Source organism: Acidobacteriota bacterium, from assembly GCA_020853395.1.
Classification (GTDB): Bacteria; Acidobacteriota; Vicinamibacteria; order Vicinamibacterales; family SCN-69-37; genus JADYYY01.
Map to the genome: position 1 here is coordinate 53,819 of JADYYY010000021.1, position 19,924 is coordinate 73,742.

General features: G+C 69.8%; 14 protein-coding genes. 6 read left to right on the top strand and 8 right to left on the bottom strand.

Annotated features, from left to right (window positions below; genetic code table 11):
- Nucleotides 1-25 precede the first annotated feature (25 nt).
- The 4 genes from IT184_18875 to IT184_18890 form a co-directional block, all read right to left on the bottom strand.
- Complete coding sequence (locus IT184_18875) at nt 26-715, bottom strand: hypothetical protein (GenBank protein MCC7010883.1); 690 nt, start codon at nt 713-715, stop codon at nt 26-28.
- Nucleotides 716-897: 182 nt separating this feature from the next.
- On the bottom strand, nt 898-1,785 hold the full coding sequence (locus IT184_18880; protein ID MCC7010884.1) for a dienelactone hydrolase family protein: 888 nt from the start codon (nt 1,783-1,785) through the stop codon (nt 898-900).
- Nucleotides 1,786-1,983: 198 nt separating this feature from the next.
- Nucleotides 1,984-4,599, bottom strand: coding sequence for a carbohydrate binding family 9 domain-containing protein (locus IT184_18885; GenBank protein MCC7010885.1), 2,616 nt, complete (start codon nt 4,597-4,599; stop codon nt 1,984-1,986).
- Between the two features lie 127 nt (nt 4,600-4,726).
- Nucleotides 4,727-7,072, bottom strand: a complete 2,346-nt coding sequence (locus tag IT184_18890; protein ID MCC7010886.1) for an ATP-dependent helicase HrpB — start codon at nt 7,070-7,072, stop codon at nt 4,727-4,729.
- A 23-nt stretch (nt 7,073-7,095) separates the two neighbouring features.
- Between IT184_18890 and IT184_18895 the strand changes: the two genes are divergently transcribed.
- The 5 genes from IT184_18895 (at nt 7,096) to IT184_18915 (ending at nt 14,058) form a co-directional block, all read left to right on the top strand.
- Nucleotides 7,096-8,229: a tRNA-dihydrouridine synthase family protein gene (locus IT184_18895; GenBank protein ID MCC7010887.1), complete on the top strand. Its 1,134-nt coding sequence runs from the start codon at nt 7,096-7,098 to the stop codon at nt 8,227-8,229.
- Nucleotides 8,229-10,466 carry a TonB-dependent receptor gene (locus IT184_18900; GenBank protein MCC7010888.1) on the top strand — a complete coding sequence of 746 codons (2,238 nt, stop codon included), beginning with the start codon at nt 8,229-8,231 and terminating at the stop codon, nt 10,464-10,466. The genes IT184_18895 and IT184_18900 overlap by 1 nt, the downstream gene beginning before the upstream one ends.
- An 88-nt stretch (nt 10,467-10,554) precedes the next feature.
- On the top strand, nt 10,555-11,376 hold the full coding sequence (locus IT184_18905) for a succinate dehydrogenase (protein ID MCC7010889.1): 822 nt from the start codon (nt 10,555-10,557) through the stop codon (nt 11,374-11,376).
- A 124-nt stretch (nt 11,377-11,500) separates the two neighbouring features.
- A complete protein-coding gene (locus IT184_18910; protein MCC7010890.1) occupies nt 11,501-13,315 on the top strand; it encodes a fumarate reductase/succinate dehydrogenase flavoprotein subunit in 1,815 nt (604 codons plus the stop codon).
- Nucleotides 13,316-13,317: 2 nt separating this feature from the next.
- Nucleotides 13,318-14,058: a succinate dehydrogenase/fumarate reductase iron-sulfur subunit gene (locus tag IT184_18915; GenBank protein MCC7010891.1), complete on the top strand. Its 741-nt coding sequence runs from the start codon at nt 13,318-13,320 to the stop codon at nt 14,056-14,058.
- A gap of 27 nt (nt 14,059-14,085) precedes the next feature.
- Here IT184_18915 and IT184_18920 read toward each other — a convergent pair whose 3' ends face one another.
- Genes IT184_18920 through IT184_18930 form a run of 3 tightly spaced genes read right to left on the bottom strand, consistent with a single transcriptional unit; the run spans nt 14,086 to nt 17,924 of the window.
- Complete coding sequence (locus IT184_18920; GenBank protein ID MCC7010892.1) at nt 14,086-15,402, bottom strand: ABC transporter permease; 1,317 nt, start codon at nt 15,400-15,402, stop codon at nt 14,086-14,088.
- Nucleotides 15,402-16,697: an ABC transporter permease gene (locus IT184_18925; GenBank protein ID MCC7010893.1), complete on the bottom strand. Its 1,296-nt coding sequence runs from the start codon at nt 16,695-16,697 to the stop codon at nt 15,402-15,404. The genes IT184_18920 and IT184_18925 overlap by 1 nt, the downstream gene beginning before the upstream one ends.
- Before the next feature lie 36 nt (nt 16,698-16,733).
- The gene (locus tag IT184_18930) at nt 16,734-17,924 is read right to left on the bottom strand and encodes an efflux RND transporter periplasmic adaptor subunit (protein MCC7010894.1); all 1,191 of its coding nucleotides are present in this window, start codon (nt 17,922-17,924) and stop codon (nt 16,734-16,736) included.
- Nucleotides 17,925-18,179: 255 nt separating this feature from the next.
- Between IT184_18930 and IT184_18935 the strand changes: the two genes are divergently transcribed.
- Nucleotides 18,180-19,046, top strand: coding sequence for a zinc metallopeptidase (locus IT184_18935; protein MCC7010895.1), 867 nt, complete (start codon nt 18,180-18,182; stop codon nt 19,044-19,046).
- Here IT184_18935 and IT184_18940 read toward each other — a convergent pair.
- A complete protein-coding gene (locus tag IT184_18940) occupies nt 19,030-19,920 on the bottom strand; it encodes a cation transporter (protein ID MCC7010896.1) in 891 nt (296 codons plus the stop codon). The two genes, IT184_18935 and IT184_18940, sit on opposite strands and share 17 nt — an antisense overlap.
- Nucleotides 19,921-19,924 lie beyond the last annotated feature (4 nt).

The following is a 19,924-nucleotide window of genomic DNA, read 5'->3' on the forward strand; positions in this document are numbered from 1 at the left end:
TGAGCCCGTAAGCCGCAAGCCCCCGTCAGTCCGCGACGATGAGCTCGCCCGGCAGGATGGGACGCGTGCGCGGCAGCACGCCGCGTCGAGCGAGATTGCCGACGAACGCCAGGACGGAGAGAAAGACGACGAGCTTGAAGACGTCGGACGTGCGCGTCAGCGGAAGCACCTTCCACAGCAGCCAGAGCACCGGCTGCGCGATGCAGGCGGCCCACACCGAGCCGTAGAAGTACCGCCGCTCCTGCCCCTCGCCCTTCGTCGATCGCCGCACGCGCGGCAGCCATCCGAGCGCGCCGAGCACCCAAAGCGTGCCCGCCAGCGGCAGGTACCCGGCGTCGTAGATCGCTCGCATCCGCCACGTGCCGTTCACGATCGCGTCCACGAGCCCCGCGATGTTGAGCACGGCGTAGCTCACGACCTCGCTCCAGGCGAGCGTGTAGCAGATGCGGCGGTAGAGAGGATTCGGCCGGTCTTCGTTGAACCGCAGGATGTACGGCGACGGCTCGACGCCGGGCAACTGGCCGACGTACCCGGCAATCCCGGTGCCGGCGAGGACGACGGCGAGCCACGTCAGGATCGTGGGGTCGGGCCCGTGCGCGAAGAGGTTGAACGTGATCGGTCCAGGCGCGATGAAGAACACCCAGATCCAGATCGGCCAGTGCGCCACGCGATAGCTGATCTTGTTGCGCGATCGGAGCTGGCGATCGTTGGCCAGCTCGACCCATTCTGCGTGTCCGACCTTCCTGCGGTACGACGGGGGGAGCAGAGAACGCGGCAAAGCGCAGCTAGTCTACCGGACTCGCGCGGCGAGTCGACAGGACGCGCGGCGCATCGCAATCCGCGAGATCGGTCACGAAGCGGGGCGGGCCGGCCGGCGAGACCGTCCGCCCCGGTCGTTCATCGCAGCGTCGTGTTGAACAGCGCGAGCGTCCGTTCCCAGGCGAGCTTCGCGGCGGCGGCGTCGAATCGCGGCGTCGTGTCGTTGTTGAAGCCGTGCTGGGTGCCCTTGTACAGGTAGCGCTCGTGGCGGACGTTGGCGGCCTTCAGCGCTGCTTCGTAGGCCGGCCAGCTCGCGTTGATGCGCTCGTCCACCTCCGCGGACTGAATCAGCATCGCCGCCTTGATCTTCGGCACGTCCTCGAGGTTCGGCGCGCTGCCGTAGAACGGCACGCCGGCCACGAGGTCGGGCACGCGGGTGGCCAGGAGATTCACCATGCCGCCGCCGTAGCAGAACCCGACGGCGCCGACCTTGCCATTCGTCTCGGGCCGCGCTTTCAGCCAGCCGAACGCCGCGACGAAGTCCTCACGCGTCTTGGCCTGATCGAGCTTTGGAAACAGGTCGCGCGCCTTGTCCTCGTCGCCGGGATAGCCGCCGAGCGGGAACAGCGCGTCCGGCGCGAAGGCGACGAAGTTGTCGACCGCCAGGCGGCGCGCGATGTCCTCGATGTGCGGATTGAGCCCGCGGTTCTCGTGGATGACCAGCACGGCCGGTAGCCGGCCGGCCGCCTTGGCCGGCTGCGCCAGGTACCCGCGCATCTTGCCGTAGCCGTTGGGAGACGCGTACTCGACGTGCTCCGCCTTGATGCGCGAATCCTCCGGCTTGATGACCTGCGCCTCGAGGAACTTCGGGCTGAGCTGATCGAGGAGCATCGCCGCCGTGACGCCGCCAACGGTGTACTTGGCGGCCTTGTCGAGGAAGCCGCGCCGGTCGATGAGACCGTGCACGTAGGCGTCGAAAAGGATCAGCAGCTCTTGATCGAAGTCGTGTGCGGTCTTCCGTTCCATGGTGATCTCCTCGCGCCGACGCATCGATCCCCGCGCGAGGCGATCGCCTCGCGTCCTCCTCGTCGACGGCACGCCGTTGCCGGCGCTCCCCGTGATGGCCGGAGGCCGCCCGTGCCGCGATCGGATCGAGTGTCGTCAGCCTGTGTGAGTCAGTGATGATACCGGCGAATGCTGGACCGGGCAATCGCCGGCGCCGGATCAGGGGTTGAACCAGTACGACCACTTCACGACGAAGACGTTGTTCGACCGGGCCTCGAACAGGCTGCCCAGCGCGCGGTCGAAGCCGAAGTCGTCCATCAGCTCCCGGTTCGCGCGCTCCTGTTGCCAGACGAAGAACAGCGTGCTGCCGGGCCGGTACTCCCAGCGGACGACGGCGTTGCCGCGCAGCGATCGCGTCGTGAAGCTGCGATCGGGCACGGCGAACGTGCTGACGCCGCCGGATCGGGGAACGGTGACGGCGTACGCGCGGCCGTCGCGCTCGACCGTCCCGAGATCCTGGCCGTAGGTGGCGAAGTCGTACGCCGACGGCCGAAGGAACTCCTTCGGCGCGCCGTACACCGCGTGGGATACGAGCGGCTGCATGTACAGCTCGAGGGTGAGGTCGCGCGTGAACGTGTAGTTCAGCCGCGTCACGAGGCCGAGCTCCCGTTGATCGAGCGGCGCGAACACGTATCGTGTTCCGAACGTCTCGCGCGCCGCCGCGTCGGGAATGCTCGTGACGTATTGCGCGTCCTGCCGCGCCCGGGTCAGCGACGGGCCGAACGTCAGGTTCCATTGCGGCGACGTCCGGAGCGACACCGACAGATCGGCCCGGTCGATGCGGCCGCCCACGCGGTTGCGCCATCGGCTCAGCAGCAGGTTGCCGCCGACCGTCTTCCGCGGATCGGACGTGACGCTGACTTCGCCGTAGAGCGCCCTCGGCGACACCGCGAGCGGCCCGCCGCGGGTGAACCGGTCGTCCATGCGCTTCGGTTCATAGCGGATCATCGCCGACACCGTCCAGTAGCTGAGGTGCTGGAACTGCCCGCGCACGAAGTTGCGCGCATCGACGAGGTCACCGTCCCAGTTGACGGAGAAATCGTTGCCCGTGAAGACGTTCCACGATCGAAAGAACGATCCCGGCTGCAGTTGCTGATAGCGGATTCCGCCGCCGGCCGCGTGCCGGTCGGCGCGCTGCTGGAACCCGGCGTCGTTCATCTCGAAGCCGGGCGAGGTCGTCGCGACCCAGCCGTCGCCGGTCCAGTGCGTGCCCGACACCTTCCGGAACTGCACCGACGCGGCGAAGCCGTTCAGCGACGTTCGGAACGGATCGAGCCCGAACGACGCCGCGTCCGGACGCTGGAAATAGCGCGTGGACGATCGCTGCGTGCGCGCGATCGCGTCGGGCGTGCCCGTGACGTGGCTGCCGACCGCGAAGGCTCCCACGTTCCAGCTCCGGTTGGCCCACTCGTGGTAGACGTCCACGCCGCCCGCGTACGCCGCCGAGTGCAGCGCGCTCGCGGCTCGCGGGTCGGAGACGTCGCGGGTCACCGCCGTGAAGATCGGTCCGAACGTCGTCTGCCCGGCCCGCATCTCGCGGTTGAGCCGCCCGACGAAGTAGTTGGTCAGCGGCTCGGTGAGCGCCGTCGACACCCGGCCGTCGGCATCGAGGAACCGGCCATCCTCGCTGCCGGTCACGGCGTTGAGCAGGCCGACGGACCAGCCGTTCGACGTCTTGCCCGTCACCTTCGCGGCCCCGAGGATCCGCGCCGTGTCGGGCACGTCGGCCTGCCCCGACAAGCCGAGCTGCGGCGCACGGCCGATGCGCCGCGAGTAGAACATGCCTTGCGCGAGCGCCGACGGCCCGCCGAGCGCGCCGGCGAACCGGAAGCTCGCCGCGCCCTCGACGAAGAACGGGCGCCGCTCGTCGTACCGCGTCTCGAAGGCCGTCAGGTTGATGACGGCCGGGTCCACTTCGACCTGCCCGAAGTCCGGGTTCACCGTCGTGGTGAGCGTCAAGTTCGACGTGATGGCGTAGCGGGCATCCACACCGGCGTTGGCGTGCACTTCGCGATTGCTGCGGAAGGGATTGTCGCCGGCATCCACGAAGTCGGCCTCGCTGACCATGTAAGGCATGACCTCGAGGCGCTGTCCCGGCCGGAGCCCCGGCAGCCCGGTGAGATGGCCGAACGCAGCCACGCCACCCGGCTCCGACTTCCGCGCGAAGGAGAACAGCGCCAACTCCTGGCGGCGATCGAGGACGCGCTCGAACTGGACGCCCCACGTCTGCGCGCCCTGCACGAACCGCAACTGGCTGAAGGGAATGCGCAGCTCGGCCGTCCAGCCGTCCGCGTCGACCGAGGTCCGGGCGTCCCACACCGCATCCCACGCGAGATCGCCTTCCGGTCCCGTGAACCCGCCGCCGCTGCTGCCTTCGCCGCCGAGAATGCCGTCGCGGCGCACGCCGGAAGGGTTCACATCGAAGCGGTACGCGGTCCGGCGATCGAGGTAGCTGTCGAAGCTGACGCGAAACCAGTCCGACGATGGCAGCGTCATGTCGCGGCGTCCGAGGCGCGTCGTCACCGGGCTGCGATCGAACAAGCGCGCGCCGACGTAGATCGCGTGGTCGTCGTAGAGCACCCGCACCTCGGTGCGCTCGCTCCCGGCCGCGCCCTCTTCGGGATCGCGCTGCGTGAAGGACGCGACGATCGGCGCGGCACGCCAGCCTTCCTCGTCGAGATGCCCGTCGATCAGCGGTGGCTCGTCCGTGGGCGCAGCCGTTACGACCGGAATGATCCGCGTCGCGCCGCCGGCCCCGAACGAGTCTGGCGGCACGACCTGAGCATCTGCCAGCACAGGAGCGAACACCAGGAACGTTACGACGCCGAATTTCATCCGTTCAGGCTACCATCGCCCGCGCGAAAGCCCGCGCGAGCACGCGGCGCGCGAGGCGCTGCGGCCGTCACGTGTCCGAGCGCCGCACGATCCGGTGCGTCGGCGTGGCCGTCCATGGATCGTCGGGCCACGGGTGCTTCGGGTAACGTCCGCGCAGTTCCCTGCGCACCTCCGGGTACCCGTGGGCCCAGAAGCTCTTCAGGTCCGACGTCACCTGCACCGGCCGGCCGTTCGGTGCCAGCAGCTCGAACGTCACCGGCACGCGGCGCGGACCGATCCGTGGCGTCTCGGTGAGGCCGAACAGTTCCTGCAGCTTGACCGCGGCGACGACACGCCCTCCGTGCCGGTAGTCGAGCCGGACCCGCCGGCCGCTGGGCACCGGCAGCTCCGCCGGCGCGTGGCGCTCGAGCCGCTGCCTCACGTCGAACGGCAGCGCGGCAGCGAGATCGAGCCCGTGCAGGTTCGGATGGATCCGCGCCGCCGACAGCACGAGCGCCGGCAGATCGATCGGCTCGCCGCCGTCGAGGGCCGCGACGGCGAGCCGGGCGAGCAGTTGCTCGTCGACGGGGCGCGGGCCTCGATCGAGGAACGTTCGCGCAACGAGCGCGGCGGCCTGGTCGGGATCGATCTCGACCGGCGAGCGCCCGAGCGCGATGGCGCCATGCCAGTCCGTCCGCACCGCGCGCGCGTCACCGCGCTGCGGATCCAGCACGTGCTCGGTCTCGGTGTGCGTGACCGGTACCCAGTCCCGATCGATGGCGCTGGCGATGCGGATCACGGCCTCGGTCCGAGACGTTGCTCGCGTGACGTCGACGGCCGAGACGAACTCTGCCTCGAAGACGCCGCTCTCGCGGCCGAGCGTCGCGCCGGTTCCGCTCGCGAGCAGGAAGCGGTCGCTGCCCGGTGCGCGGCGGCGCGCGACCCGATCTGGATATCCCGCATGGATCGCGCGCCGGAAGTCGTCGTCCGGAATCGTCGGGCGCACGGCGGCGCCAAGCGCGCGCCGCGCTGCCGCTTCGATCTGATCGGCCACGCGTCGCACGTGTCCGGGCCATCGGACGGCCTGGTCGGCGGCACTGAGCAGATCGGAGGTGGTCGCGCACCCGCGCTCCGGCAGAAAGTGGCGTTCGGCGAGCGCGGCGCACGCCAGCGCCGCCACGCGCGCGCCGCTGGCGGCGAGCAGCACGCGCGAGAGCCGTGGGTGCAGGGGAAGACCTCGCATCGCTTCGCCGACGCTCGTGAGCCGATTGGCCGCATCCACCGCCCCGAGGCGGGCCAGCAGCGCGCACGCAGCATCCACCGCCTGCGGCGGCGGAGCCTCGAACCACGGAAACGATCGCGGATGCCCGCCCCAGGCGAGGATGTCGAGCACGACGGAGGCGAGGTCGATCCGGGCGATCTCGGGTTCGCGGTGCGGCGCGAGCCGATCGCGCGGATCCCACAGACGCAGCGCGCGGCCTGGACCGATCCGTCCCGCCCGGCCGGCGCGCTGATCGGCGGCATCCTGCGAGACGCGCTCGAGCTCGAGGCTGTCGATTCCGCGATCGGGATCGTACCGCGCCACCTTGTGACGGCCGCCGTCGATCACGGTGCGGACGTCCGGCACCGTCAGCGTCGTCTCGGCGATGTTCGTCGCGAGGATCACGCGCGGGCGTGCCGACGGCTCGAGCGCGCGATCCTGCTCATCCGCGCTCAGTGAACCGTGCAGCGGCAGGATCGGCGCCTGCAACCGCGCACCCAGTCGATCCATCGCGCGCCGAATCTCGGGCGCGCCGGGCAGGAAGCAGAGCACGGCGCCCCGGGCGCGCGGCACCTCGTCGACGACGACGGTCTCGAGATCGGCGCCAGGCCGGTACTCGACCTCGACGTCGAACGCGCGGCCGGGCACGTCCAGCACAGGACAGCTTCCGAGAAAGCGCGACACGGGCTCGGCGTCGAGCGTGGCCGACATGACCACGATCCGGAGGTCGGCGCGCGCACGCCAGGCCTCTCGCGCGAGCGCCAGCCCGAGGTCCGCGTGGATGCTGCGCTCGTGGAACTCGTCGAGCACGACCGTCGTGACGTCGCTCAGGAGCGGATCGGCTTGGAGCCTCGCCGTCAGCACCCCTTCGGTCGCCACGATCAACGCGGTGGCGTCGTCGTAGCGGCGGTCGAATCGGACGTGCCAGCCCACCTCGCGGCCGACCGTCCACCCCTGCTCTGCTGCGATCCGCCTGGCGATCGCCCGCGCCGCGACCCGCCGCGGCTGCAACAGCAGGACGCGCCCCGCGCCGACGAGCGCCGGCGGGACCCGAGTCGTCTTCCCCGCACCCGGCGCGGCGATGAGGACGAGCGCGCGATGCGCGTGGAGCAGGCGCACGACGTCCGGCACGACGTCGTCGACAGGGAGCGGCGCTCGCCGGTGCTCGGTCATGCAACACAGGTAGTATCTGACGCATGGTCTTCCTCGACGCGCTCGAGGGCGCCGTCGTCATGGCGCCGATGACCAAAGGGTCGAATCTGCCGTATCGGCGCCTCTGCGCGGCGCTCGGCGCCAGGGTCGTCGTGAGCGAGATGGTCGTCGCCCGCCGGCTGAAGCAGCGTCGCCGCGGCGAGTTCGCGTTGATCCGGCGAGCCGCCGAGGAGCCGTGCTTCGGCGTCCAGCTCGCCGGCACGAACCCCGAGGAGATGGCCTGGGCGGCCGCGCTCGTCGAGAGCCGCGGCGCCGACTTCGTGGACGTCAACCTCGGATGCCCGATCGATCACTTCACGCGCCGAGGTCTGGGCGCGGCGCTCGGACGGCAGCCGGCGCGCGTGCGGCGCATCGTCGAAAGCATGCGGCGGGTCCTCACCGTGCCAGTGACGGTCAAGATCAGGCTGGGCTGGAACGCGCAGCAGCGCAACTACCTCGAGCTGGCGCAGGCCGCGGTCGACGGCGGCGTCGCCGCCATCACCGTGCACGGACGCACGCGGGAAGCGCGCTACCGGCAGCCGGCCGACTGGGACGCGATCGCCGAGATCGCGTCACGCGTGGAGGTGCCGGTCATCGGCAACGGCGACCTGCTCTTCGCGCACGAGATCGCGCACCGGCTCGCCACGTCGGGGTGCGCCGCCGTCATGAGCGGACGCGGCGTGCTGATCAAACCGTGGCTGTTCAGAGAGACCGTCGGCGGCTACTGGGACATCACGGCTGACGAACGTGTCGCGCTGTACCGGCGGTACGTGGATCTCGCCGTCGAGCACTGGGGGCGCAAGCGCGACGCCGGCGCATCCGCCGGCGTGCACGAGGACGTTCCGGAGGTCGAGCCGGCGGTGGACGACTACGGGCGCGAACGGATTCGCGACTTCGTCCGATGGCATGTCGGGTTCTGGGTGCGCTACGCGCCGCGGCGAGCGGACGGATCCTGGCCGTCGATGCAGCAGCGCGAATCGCTCGTCGAACCGCGATCGCCGCTCGAGGCCTTGCTCGCGCGCACCGACGATCGGGCGATCGACTACATCACCGACGAGCTCATCGGCGGTGGCGATCTGGCCAGCCCGCCGCCGCCCGGCCGGACCGAGGATCGTCCGGCGATCGTCGAGGCGGGCTGATGCCGCACGCCGCCGCCTGGCTCCTCGCATGGCTCATCGCCAGGCAGGCGGTGCCGGCGCCGGTTGCCGTTGAGCCGGCGATCATCAAAGGTCAGGTCGTGAACGGCCGCACGCTCTCGCCGATCGCGGACGTGCTCGTCGCGCTCAGCGAAACGGACCGGTCCGCGCGCACGTCGCCGGACGGGCGGTTCGCGTTCGAGGACCTGACGCCCGGAACCTACACGTTGACGGTCTCGACGGTGGGCTACATCTTCGTGCGACGCCCCATCACCGTGTCGTCGGGGTCGATCGTCGACCTCCAAGTGCCGCTCGCCGAGGGCACCGGCACGTACGAGGAATCAGTACACGTGACGGCGGGACCGGCCGATCACACGCCGCCGACCGCGTCGGTGGCGCTGACTTCATCGGCCCTGCAGGATCTGCGCGAGATGGCCGCCGACGATCCGGTCCGCGCGATGCAGGCCCTGCCCGGCGCCTCCACGGGCGACGATTTCCGCGCCGAGTTCTCGGTGCGCGGCTCGGCATTTCGCCACGGCGGCATCGTCGTCGACGGCACGCCGACGAACCTCATGTTCCACGCGATGGGCGGGCTCGAGGATCCGGGCTCGATCGCGATGATCAACACGGACGTGCTCGCGAGCGCCTCGCTCGACGTGGGCGCGCACGCACTGACGCACGGCGACTGGCTGGGGCCGACCATCGCCTTCGACCTGCGCGAGGGCTCTCGCGATCGGCGCGCGTTGCGCTTCGCCGTCAGCGGCACCAACGCGTCGGTCGTCGCCGAAGGACCGCTCGGCGCCGGCCGCCGCGGCTCGTGGCTGGTCTCGGTCCGGAGAAGCTACGTCGACTGGCTGGTCCGCGTCCTCGAGCCGGACATCGACGCCACGGTGGGCTTCTACGACGGACAGGCGAAGGTCGGCTACGACCTGACGCCGCGCCAGCACGTCGAGGCGCTCTTCATCGGCGGCCGCGCGCACTACGAGAACTCGACGGCCACGGGCGCGAACCAGATCAACCACGCCTGGTCCAATGCGATGCTCGGATCCGCAGCCTGGCGCCTCACGCACGACCGCGTGCTCGTCAGCCAGCGACTGTCGTTCGTCGGCAACCACATCGACATCACAGGGCGATCCGGCCAGGCGCTTGGCGTCGGGCAGACGCGGTCGCTCCTCTGGCGGGCCGATGCCTCGTTCTTCGCCGCCCCGGGCTGGCAGATCGACGGCGGCCTGAAGGTCGAGCGTTCCTCGACGGATCAGACGCTGCGCGCGTTCGCGAACGCCGCGGGCGTCCTCGAGCTTCGCGCCGACCTCCCGTTCGATCGTGCCCGCACGATCGGTGACGGGTGGGGACAGGTGATTCGAACCACGTCTCGCGGGCGTCTCGCGATGGGCGCGCGTGTCGCGCACGACACGGCCACCGGCAGCACGGGGACGTCGCCCTGGCTCGTTGGCCACCACGAGATCGGCATCGTCCACGTCTTTGGCGGCGTGAGCGGCGCCCGCCAGTTCCCGGCGCTGAGCGAAATGGGCCGCGCGCCAGAGCCTCTGCAGGCCGAACGCGCCTGGAACGCCGATCTCGGCGTGGCGCAGCCGATCAGCGCGAAGACCCATTGGCGCGTCGCGGCGTTCCGACGCCGCGAGTGGAACGGCCTGCGAGCGATCGAGGAGGACCGGCTCGCATCCGGCGACAGGATCGTGGGCTCGCCCTTCACGCTGCTGGCGTCGCGGCTCGACACGCGCGCGAGCGGCGTGGAGCTCGTGCTCGAACGCCGATCCGAGACCGGCGCGAGCGGCTGGGTCGGCTACACGTGGTCGCACGCGCGGGCCACGGACACGACGACCGGCGAGGGATTCGATGCCGACTTCGACCAACGGCACACGTTCAATCTCTTCGTGCAGCAGCGCGTGTCGTATCGGGTGAAGCTCTTCGCGAAGCTCCGGATGGGCTCCAACTTCCCGATCGTCGGCTACTTCGACGGCAGTGCGAACGACCTCGTGCTCGGGGCCGAGCGCAACCTCGTGCGGCTGCCCGTGTACTCGCGGTTCGACATCGGCGGACGGCGCACGTTCACGTTCCGCCGCAGCCGCCTGACGATGTTCATCGAGTTCGTGAACCTGTGGAACCGCCGGAATCTGGGCCCAGGCCGCGGATCGATCCGGTCGAATCTCGCCGCCATCGGCTACGCCGAGCGGCTGCTCCCGCTCGTGCCCTCCGGCGGGCTGCTGCTCGAGTTCTGACGGCCATCTCGACCGCGCATTCGGACCATCAGCGAATCGCGCCCCCCATTGCCCGGATCGGCCTGGTGCAGCTATCGTGTTGACTGCCGTGCCCGCCACTTCCCTTCCAGCGCAACGACGATTCGGCGAGACGACGAGACGCGATGCCTGGTGGCTGCCATCGGCGGCGACGTTCCTCGGGTTCTCGGCGTTCATCGTCTACGCCACGTGGGCGGGGTACTCGAACGCGTACTACGAGTACGGCCCTTATCTCTCGCCCATGTACTCACCTCTGCTCTTCGGGCCCTCGCCGCACGCCTGGTTCGGCGGGCCCGCGCAGCCGGTCTGGTGGCCGCCGTTCCTGCACTTCTCTGGTGCGGCGTTGATTCTGTGGGGACCGGCCGGATTCCGGCTGACCTGCTATTACTACCGCGGCGCGTACTACAAGGCGTTCTGGGCCGACCCGCCGGGCTGCGCGGTCGGAGAACCGCGCAAGACGTACCTCGGCGAGCGCTGGTTCCCGCTCGTAATCCAGAACGTCCACCGCTACTTCCTGTACGTCGCGCTCGGGATCATCGTGATCCTCGGCATCGACGCGTGGAAAGCGCTCTGGTTTCCGGTGAACGGCACAGTGCTCGAGGCCGGCGCGCCGACGACGTTCGGGATCGGCGTCGGCACGATCGTGCTCACGCTGAACGTCGTGTTCCTGGCCTGCTACACGCTCGGCTGCCATTCGCTCCGACACCTCGTCGGCGGCGTGCTGGACGTGATGTCGGGGCGCCCGATCCGCAAGACCAGCTACGCGTGCGTCAGTTGTCTGAACCGCTGGCACATGAAGTGGGCGTGGATCAGCCTCTTCTGGGTCGGCTTCACGGACCTGTACGTCCGGATGTGCGCGATGGGCATCTGGACCGATTTTCGGTTGTTGTAGCGGGCGGCCGGTTCGCACGGTCCGGAAGCCGGCGCGGGTCGCCGGCCGCGGAATCGGCCGGCCATCGGGCGCGGCCCCGGGCGAACGGCCGGTCGTGTGGACTCCGGCGTGTGGATCCCTTCTCATGAGTCAATATCCGGTCCTGCAGCATGACGTGCTCGTCATCGGGGCGGGCGGCGCCGGACTGCGCGCGGCGATCGAAGCGTCGGCGCAGGGCGCGACCGTCGGAGTCATCACCAAGTCGCTGCTCGGCAAGGCGCACACCGTCATGGCCGAAGGCGGCATGGCCGCGGCGCTCGCCAACGTCGACGATCGCGACAACTGGCGCGTCCACTTCGCCGACACGATGCGCGGCGGCCAGTACCTGAACAACTGGCGGATGGCGGAGCTGCACGCCAAGGAGGCGCCCGATCGCGTCCGCGAGCTGGAAGCCTGGGGCGCCGTCTTCGATCGGACGAAGGACGGCCGGATCCTCCAGCGCAACTTCGGCGGGCACCGATATCCGCGCCTCGCCCACGTCGGCGACCGCACGGGCCTCGAGCTGATTCGCACGCTGCAGGATCACGGCGTCCACCGCGGCCTCGACGTTCACATGGAACACACGGTCGTGAGCCTGCTCACCGACGGCGGGCGGATCGCCGGCGCCGTCGCCTACGATCGCGAACGCGGCCGGTTCAACGTGTTCCAGGCGAAGGCCGTCGTGCTCGCGACCGGCGGGCTCGGCCGCGCGTACAAGATCACCAGCAACAGTTGGGAGTACACGGGCGACGGCTACGCGCTGGCCTACGAGGCCGGCGCCGCGCTGCAGGATCTCGAGTTCATCCAGTTCCACCCCACCGGCATGGTCTGGCCGCCGAGCGTGCGCGGCATCCTCGTCACCGAAGGCGTGCGCGGCGAGGGCGGCGTCCTCCTCAACAAGGAGGGGCGCCGGTTCATGTTCGACGACATCCCCGAGAACTACCGGAATCAGACCGCGAAGGATGCCGACGAAGGCTGGCGCTACACGCAGGGCGACAAGACGGCCAACCGGCCGCCAGAGCTGCTGACTCGCGATCACGTCGCGCGCTGCATCAACCGGGAGGTCAAGGCCGGGCGCGGCAGCCCTCACGGCGGCGTGTTCCTCGACATCGCCTGGATCAAGACGAAGCTGCCGAACGGCGCGGATCACATCCGGCGCAAGCTGCCGAGCATGTACCACCAGTTCATGCAGCTCGCGAACCTGGACATCACCGAAACGCCGATGGAGGTCGGGCCGACGACCCACTACACGATGGGCGGCGTGCAGGTGGACGGCGACACGCAGATGTCCACCGTGCCGGGTCTGTTCGCGGCGGGTGAAGCGGCCGCGGGCCTGCACGGCGCCAACCGGCTCGGCGGCAACTCGCTGTCGGACCTGATCGTGTTCGGAAAGCGCGCCGGCGAGCATGCCGCGCTGTTCGCCAGAGCCAACGGCGCCGCACATCTGGACGATCGGCAGATCGAGTCGGCCGTCCACCACGCGCTCGCGCCGTTCGACCGCGGCACGAGCGGCGAGAATCCGTACGCCGTCCAGCACGATCTGCAGGACATGATGCAGGACCTCGTCGGCATCGTCCGGCAGGAGTCCGAGATGCGCGAAGCGCTCGAGCGGCTGAGCGCGCTGCGGGCCCGGGCGGAGCGGGCTGGCGTCGGCGGCAACCGGGAGTACAACAACGGCTGGCACACGGCGATCGACCTGCACAACCTGCTGACCGTCTCGGAGGCGATCACGCGGTGCGCGCTCGAGCGCCGCGAGAGCCGGGGCGCACACTTCCGGGAGGACTACCCGGAGAAGTCCGCCGAGTTCGCGTCGTTCAATCACGTCATCCGCAAGGACGCGGACGGCCGGATGACGCTCTCGCGAGGCCCGATCCCCCAGATGCCGGCCGAGTTGCAGCAGGTCATCGAGGAGAACAAGTAGCCATGGCCATGCGGACGTTCCGACTCTGGCGCGGTGCACGCGGACAGGGAGAGTTCCGCGAGTACACGACGGACGCCGGCGAGGGCATGGTCGTGCTCGACGCCGTGCACGCGATTCAGGCGTCGGACGCGCCCGACCTGGCGTGCCGCTGGAACTGCAAGGCCGGCAAGTGCGGGTCGTGTTCGGCCGAGATCAACGGATCTCCGCGCCTGATGTGCATGACGCGGCTCGATCAGCTTCCGGCCGATCAGCCGGTGACGGTCGAACCGCTGCGCGCGTTCCCGCACGTGAAGGATCTCGTCACGGACGTGTCGTGGAACTTCGAGGTCAAGAAGCGCATCAAGGAGTTCACGCCGCGGCCGCCCGATGCGCCCGACGGTACGTGGCGGATGCAGCAGGACGACATCGATCGCGTCCAGGAATTCCGCAAGTGCATCGAGTGCTTCCTGTGCCAGGACGTGTGCCACGTGCTGCGCGACCATCACAAGCACGACGAGTTCATCGGGCCGCGCTTCCTCGTGTACGCGGCCGCACTCGAAATGCACCCGCTCGACTCGGCCGACCGGGTGCCGGCGCTCAAGGAACAGTTCGGGATCGGCTACTGCAACATCACCAAGTGCTGCACGAAAGTCTGCCCCGAGCACATCACGATCACCGACAACGCCATCATCCCGCTGAAGGAACGGGTGGTCGATCGCTTCTACGACCCGATCTCGAGGCTGCTGCGGGTGTTCAAGGGATAGGCGGCGCCTCGTCGTAGGCCGAGGCGCTCATTCGTGCCTGAGCGCCTCGATCGGGTCCATCCTGGCAGCGCGCACCGCCGGGACCAGGGCGCTGACGAGGCCCACGACGACGAGGATCGCCGTGGAGATGGCGACGAGCTCGAGCGACATCACGAGATGGATGTCGGCCGAGCCCGTCGAGTCGTCGAGCAGCTCGGATAGGAACGGCCGCGGGCTGATCAGCCAGACGAGCCCGGCCGACAGCGCGATACCGGCAGCGCCCCCGGCGAACGTCGTGATGAGCCCCTCGATCAGGAACTGACGCAGGATCGTCCCTCGTCTGGCGCCGAGCGCCTTGCGCAGTCCGATCTCTTGTGTCCGTTCCGTGACCGACACGAACATGATGTTCATCACGCCGACGCCGCCGATGGCGAGCGTCAGCACGCCGATGAACGACAGCACGAGCTCGAGCCCGAGCACGATGCTGCTCGTGAACTTCGCGCTCTCGCTCGATCCGAAGATGCGCACGGCCCGATCGTCGGTCGGGTTGAACCGCAGCCGTTGTCCCAGCACGGTCTTGACGGCCGCGGTTGCCTTCGCGTCGAGCGCCGGATCGACCGCCTGGAAGATGAGCACGCTCAAGTACTCGGTGTTCCAGAGCTGCCCGGCGGTCGTGTACGGGATGAACACGCTTTCGCTGTCCGGCCGGCCATAGCTCGAGAGCTGCACCTTCTCCTTCTGCACGCCGATGACATCGAACGACATGCCCTGGAGCCGCACGGACTGTCCAATCGCCGGCGTCTGCCCGAAGATCTTGCGCGCGATTTCGCTGCCGAGGAACACGACGCGGCGTTGCAGCCGGACGTCCTCGGCGTCGATGAAGCGCCCGACCGCGGGCGTCTGGGACCGCATCGTGGCGTAGTCTGGCGCCACGCCGCGCCCGAGCGCGACCGCCTGCCTGAGCCCCCAGACGACCGCCAGATCGCGCATGAACTCCGGGCTCCAGGCCTTGACCAGCGGGACGTCGCCCACCGCTTCGGCGTCCGCCAGCCTCAACCGCACGGGGCGTCCCGCGCGTTCGCCGCCCGACTGCAGGCTCGTCTGTCCCGGCCACATGACGGAGACGCCGTCGCCGAAGGCTCCGCGGAATCCACGAGCGAGCGCCTGGTTGAACCCCTCGCCATAGGCCAGCAACGTGACGACCGACACGATGCCCCAGGAGATGCCGAGCGTCGCGAGCAGCGTCCGCGACCAGTTGCGGCGCAGGCCGGCGAACGCCTGCGCCGCCGTCTCGAGCAGCGTGGCCGAGCCGGCGTGCCGGCGGCGCGTTTGCGCGCCGCGCCGGGCGAGCGCGTCGGCGATCATCAGCCTTCGTACCTCAGGGCCTCGACGGGCGGAAGCTGCGCGGCGCGCCGTGCCGGATACGTCGAGGTCGCGACGCCGACGATGACGAGCGCGAGCAGGGCGAACGCGCCGGCGTGCCAGGTGATGGTCAGGCCCTGGAATCGAGGCGGCATCGGCAGCGTGTTCACCGCCGCCGAGAGGCCGGCGGCGACCGCCAGCCCGAGGAGGCCGCTGAAGATCGTCAGAAGGAACCCCTCGAGGAAGAACTGCCGCTGAATCTGGCGGGTCGTCGCGCCGAGCGCCTTGCGCACGCCGATCTCGCGGGTGCGCTCCTGCACGGCGACGAGCATGATGTTCATGACACCGAGCCCGCCGAGCGCCAGCGTGACGAGCCCGACGGCGCTGAAGAAGTCCTTCATCTTCCGGATCAAGCGGCTGAACATCAACGTCTGGAGCGACGTGTCCCAGATGGCGAGCGCCTCGCGGTCGGCCGGGTCGAAGCGATGCCTCGGCGCGAGCACGCGGCGCACCTCGCGCGCGAGCGGCCAGTCGACGTCCTCGATGCGCCCCGTGCGCGCGTCGAGCACGCGCGGAAGCTCGTCGACGACGGAGGCCCGCGGCGTGATGATGATCTGCGAGACGACGCCCGGATCGGTGCCCGGCCGCGGGAAGTCGCGCGCCATCGCGGCGAACGGGACGAAGACCTTGTCGTTGTCCGGGCCGCTGTAGTTGCTGTCCTGGTCCTTGCGGCGGATCGTGCCGATGACCGTGTACGGCAGGCCGTTCAGCTCGATCATGTCGCCGAGACCGTTGCGGCCGCCGAACAGTTGCGTGGCCGCGTCGGCGCCGACGATCGCCACCCGCAACGCGCGCTCGTCGTCGGCCGCCGTGAACGAACGCCCGCGCTCGACGTCGATCGTGCGGATCTGCTGGTACTGCGGCTCGATGCCGTGCACCATCAGCGCCGCGGCATTGTAGGCGCTCTTGACCGTCACACCGCCTCGCTGGATCTCGGGGCTGACGACGGCGATCAGGGCGGACTCGCCGGCGAGCGCGCGCGCGTCGGCCACCGTCAGCCGGACGACGCGACCGGCCCGTTCGCCGCCCGCGTGGAGCGACGTCCGGCCGCCCCAGACGATCGCGATGTTGCGGCCGAGCTCCTCGAGCACGTGCTGATTGCCTTGCTGGAACCCTTCGCCCATGGCGGAGAGGATCACGACGGAGATCACGCCCCACGAGATCCCGAACATCGTCAGCACGCTGCGGAGCCGGTTCGCCCGCAGGTTGAAGACGACCTGGGTCAGGATCTCGCGCATGGCCGGATCGTCCGCGCGTGAGGAAGAAGCGCCGCGCTAGCCAGGCAGCACGATCTGGTCGCCGGAGGCGACGCCGCTTCGAATCTGGATGCGCGAACCGTTGCCGACGCCGAGCGTGACCGGCACGCGGCGTTTGCCCTCTTTGCGCGTGCCGTCCACGACGTCGACGTACGCACGGCGATCGGCGTCGTAGACCACGGCGGCTTCCGGGACGAGCAGCGAGTCGGGCAGTTCGTCGAGCACGATCTCGGCGTTTGCCGTCATGTTCGCCTTCAGCACCTTGCCGGGGTTCTCGATCGACACCTCGACGGCGAACGTCGTCACGTTGTCCTTCTCGACGCCGATCGGAGAGATCTGCGTCACCTTGCCGGCGAAGATGCGGTCACGGTACGACTCGGTGGTGATCCGGGCGCTCTGGCCGACGTGCACGCGGCCGATGTCGGCCTCGTCGACCTTCCCCTTGACGTACACCTGGCCGATGTCGCCGATCGTCATCACGAGGGTGGCATTGGCGCCGAGATTGAGGATCGACGAGACGGGGCTTCCAACCTCGACGTCGCGCGTCAACACCGTGCCTCGAACGGGAGCGCGGATCGTGGCCTGCGCCAGCTCCTCTTCGGCGCGCTCGACGGCGGCCCGCGCCTGCGCGACATTGGCCGTGGCCTCCACCACGCGCGCCTGCGCGATGACGAGCTGACCGGCGGCCGCCCGGTGGCGCACCTCCGCCTGCGCGAACGCGGCCTTCGTCTCCTCGAGCGTGGACTGCGGCAGCAGGTTCTGGCCGAACAGTTGCTCGGCGCGCGCGAGACTGCGCCGCGCGAGGTCGAGCTCGGGCGACTCCGCCTCGATCTCGTTCTTCCGCACCTGGGCCACTGCCGCATCGCGCGCGGCTTCGGCCGCCTGGAGGTTGGCCTTGGCCTCCCGCAATCGCGCCGTCAGGTTCTCGCGATCCAGCTCGGCGAGCACCTGTCCGGGCTGCACGAGCTCGTCGACGTCCACGTGCAGCCGCTCGATGATCCCGTTGGCTTTCGACTTGATTTCGACCTTCGTGATCGGCTCGATCTTGCCCGTCGCCACCACCGAGACGATCATGGTGCCTTTCTCGACGGTCACGAGGCGAGCGGGGTCGAAGCTCGTGGAGGCATTGGCCGCCGAATAGCCCCACGCCGCGAGCATGCCGACGAGAAGCACTCCGACCACGACGAGCATCCGCCGATGCTTCTTCATCGCCTCACCTCGGCGCGCAAGCCAGGCGCCCCAGCGCGTTCACCGACACCCGGCACGAGAAACCGCATCGAACGCCGGCCGTCGACGAACCCCGGCGGAGAACGGAAGTTTCAGCCGTGCCCGATCCGCACACCTGGAGGCATCGGCCGCGGTGCCCGGTTCGCGGGTCGCGCCGGCAATCGGCGACCGCGCGGACGCGCGTGGCAATGCCATCCCTGGGGCATTCTAGAATGACCTACGGACCTGGAGGTCGAGATGCGCTGGACACCCGGTGGACGAAGTCGTGATCTCGAGGACCGGCGCGGCGAGACGCCTGGCTACGGAGGCGGCGGCATGCGGCTCGGGCGTGTCGCCCCCATCGGCCTGGGCGGCCTGGCCATCCTGTTCGTGCTGAGCCTCCTGACCGGACAGGACTTCCTCTCGCTGCTCTCGAGCGGGCCGGCTGGCGACGCACCAGCGCCCGGCTCGTCGGGTCCGGTGGCCACGACGGCCGCCGAGGAAGAGCTGACGCAGTTCGTGTCGTTCGTCCTCGACGACACACAGAACACCTGGGAGCAGATCCTCGGCCCGCAGTACGAACGCGCGAGACTGGTGCTCTTTCGTGATGCCATCGACTCGGCGTGCGGCTTCGCCCAATCGGCCACGGGCCCGTTCTACTGCCCGGCCGACCGCAAGGTCTACATCGACCTGGGGTTCTACGACGAGCTGCGCCAGCGGTTCCGGGCAGGCGGCGACTTCGCGCAGGCCTACGTCCTGGCCCACGAGATCGGCCATCACGTCCAGACGCTCACGGGAACGGAGCAGCAGGTTCGGCGCCTGCAGGGCGCGAACCCGGCCGACGCGAACGCGCTTTCCGTGCGCATGGAGCTGCAGGCGGACTGCTACGCGGGCGTGTGGGGCCATTCGTCGGCACAGCGGAACATCCTGGAGGAAGGCGACGTGGAAGAAGGGCTGAACGCCGCGGCAGCCATCGGCGACGACCGCATCCAGCGCATGGGCGGCGGGCGCGTGTCGCCGGAGCGGTTCACCCACGGCTCGTCCGCTCAACGCGTCGAGTGGTTTCGACGCGGGCTCGAGAGCGGCCGCGTCGACGCCTGCAACACGTTCAGCGCGGGTCGCTGACGGCCGACGTGCCCGCGTCGGGCGCCGGCTCGATGTGCACGAGCACGTCGGCGACCCAGGGCAGCTCGGCCCGGACCCGCTGCTGGACCTGGTGCGCGATCTGGTGCGATGCGCGCACCGTCATCTCCGGGCTCACCTCGACGTGCAAATCGACGTGGTACTGCAGCCCCGTCTTGCGCGCGTAGTGCTTCTCGACGCCGAGGACGCCGGGCACGCTGCAAGCGACGCGCCGCAGGCTGGCCGTGCGTTCGAGCGTCGGCATCGTGTCGGCGAGATCGAGCGACGCCTGGCGCACCACCCGCAGGCCCGTCACGACCACGACGAGCCCAACGAACGCGGCGCCATAGCGATCGGCCCACGCGAACCGAGCGGGATCGAAGCGAGCGAGCCCGACCGCGACGAGCGCGCCCGAAGCGGACAGGATGTCGACGGAGTCGTTCCACGCATCCGCCATGAGCGACGTGCTCTCGACCCGCCGTCCAACGCGGAACTTGAGAGCGGCCGTCGCGGCGCGCACGCCGATCGTCACGAGCACGATGGCCGTCGCCGCCGCTCCCGGGGCATGCCGCGATTCACCGGACGCGAGCGACCGGTAGGCGATGCCGATTCCGCCGGTGACGAGCACGAACCCGACGAGGAGCCCAGCCAGAGTCTCGACCCGGCCGTGTCCGTACGGATGGTTGGCATCCGGCGGGCGGGCGGCCAACCACAGCCCGAGCAGGACGGCGGTCGACGCGAGCACGTCGCCGGCGAACTCCACGCCGAGCGCGACGACGCTGCGCGACTGCGTGGCGAGGCCGACGGCGACGTTCGCCCCAGCCAGCAGGAGGCTGGCCAGGACGCTGGTGATTGCCGCGCGTTGCGCGCTTACCAGCGGC

Excerpts from the sequence above, each read along its gene's own strand:
- IT184_18895 (MCC7010887.1), top strand. The coding sequence starts at position 7,096 with ATGGTCTTCCTCGACGCGCTCGAGGGCGCCGTCGTCATGGCGCCGATG.
- IT184_18890 (MCC7010886.1), bottom strand. The coding sequence starts at position 7,072 with ATGACCGAGCACCGGCGAGCGCCGCTCCCTGTCGACGACGTCGTGCCG.
- IT184_18910 (MCC7010890.1), top strand. The coding sequence starts at position 11,501 with ATGAGTCAATATCCGGTCCTGCAGCATGACGTGCTCGTCATCGGGGCG.
- IT184_18935 (MCC7010895.1), top strand. The coding sequence starts at position 18,180 with ATGCGCTGGACACCCGGTGGACGAAGTCGTGATCTCGAGGACCGGCGC.
- IT184_18915 (MCC7010891.1), top strand. The coding sequence starts at position 13,318 with ATGGCCATGCGGACGTTCCGACTCTGGCGCGGTGCACGCGGACAGGGA.
- IT184_18900 (MCC7010888.1), top strand. The coding sequence starts at position 8,229 with ATGCCGCACGCCGCCGCCTGGCTCCTCGCATGGCTCATCGCCAGGCAG.
- IT184_18880 (MCC7010884.1), bottom strand. The coding sequence starts at position 1,785 with ATGGAACGGAAGACCGCACACGACTTCGATCAAGAGCTGCTGATCCTT.
- IT184_18920 (MCC7010892.1), bottom strand. The coding sequence starts at position 15,402 with ATGATCGCCGACGCGCTCGCCCGGCGCGGCGCGCAAACGCGCCGCCGG.
- IT184_18925 (MCC7010893.1), bottom strand. The coding sequence starts at position 16,697 with ATGCGCGAGATCCTGACCCAGGTCGTCTTCAACCTGCGGGCGAACCGG.
- IT184_18930 (MCC7010894.1), bottom strand. The coding sequence starts at position 17,924 with ATGAAGAAGCATCGGCGGATGCTCGTCGTGGTCGGAGTGCTTCTCGTC.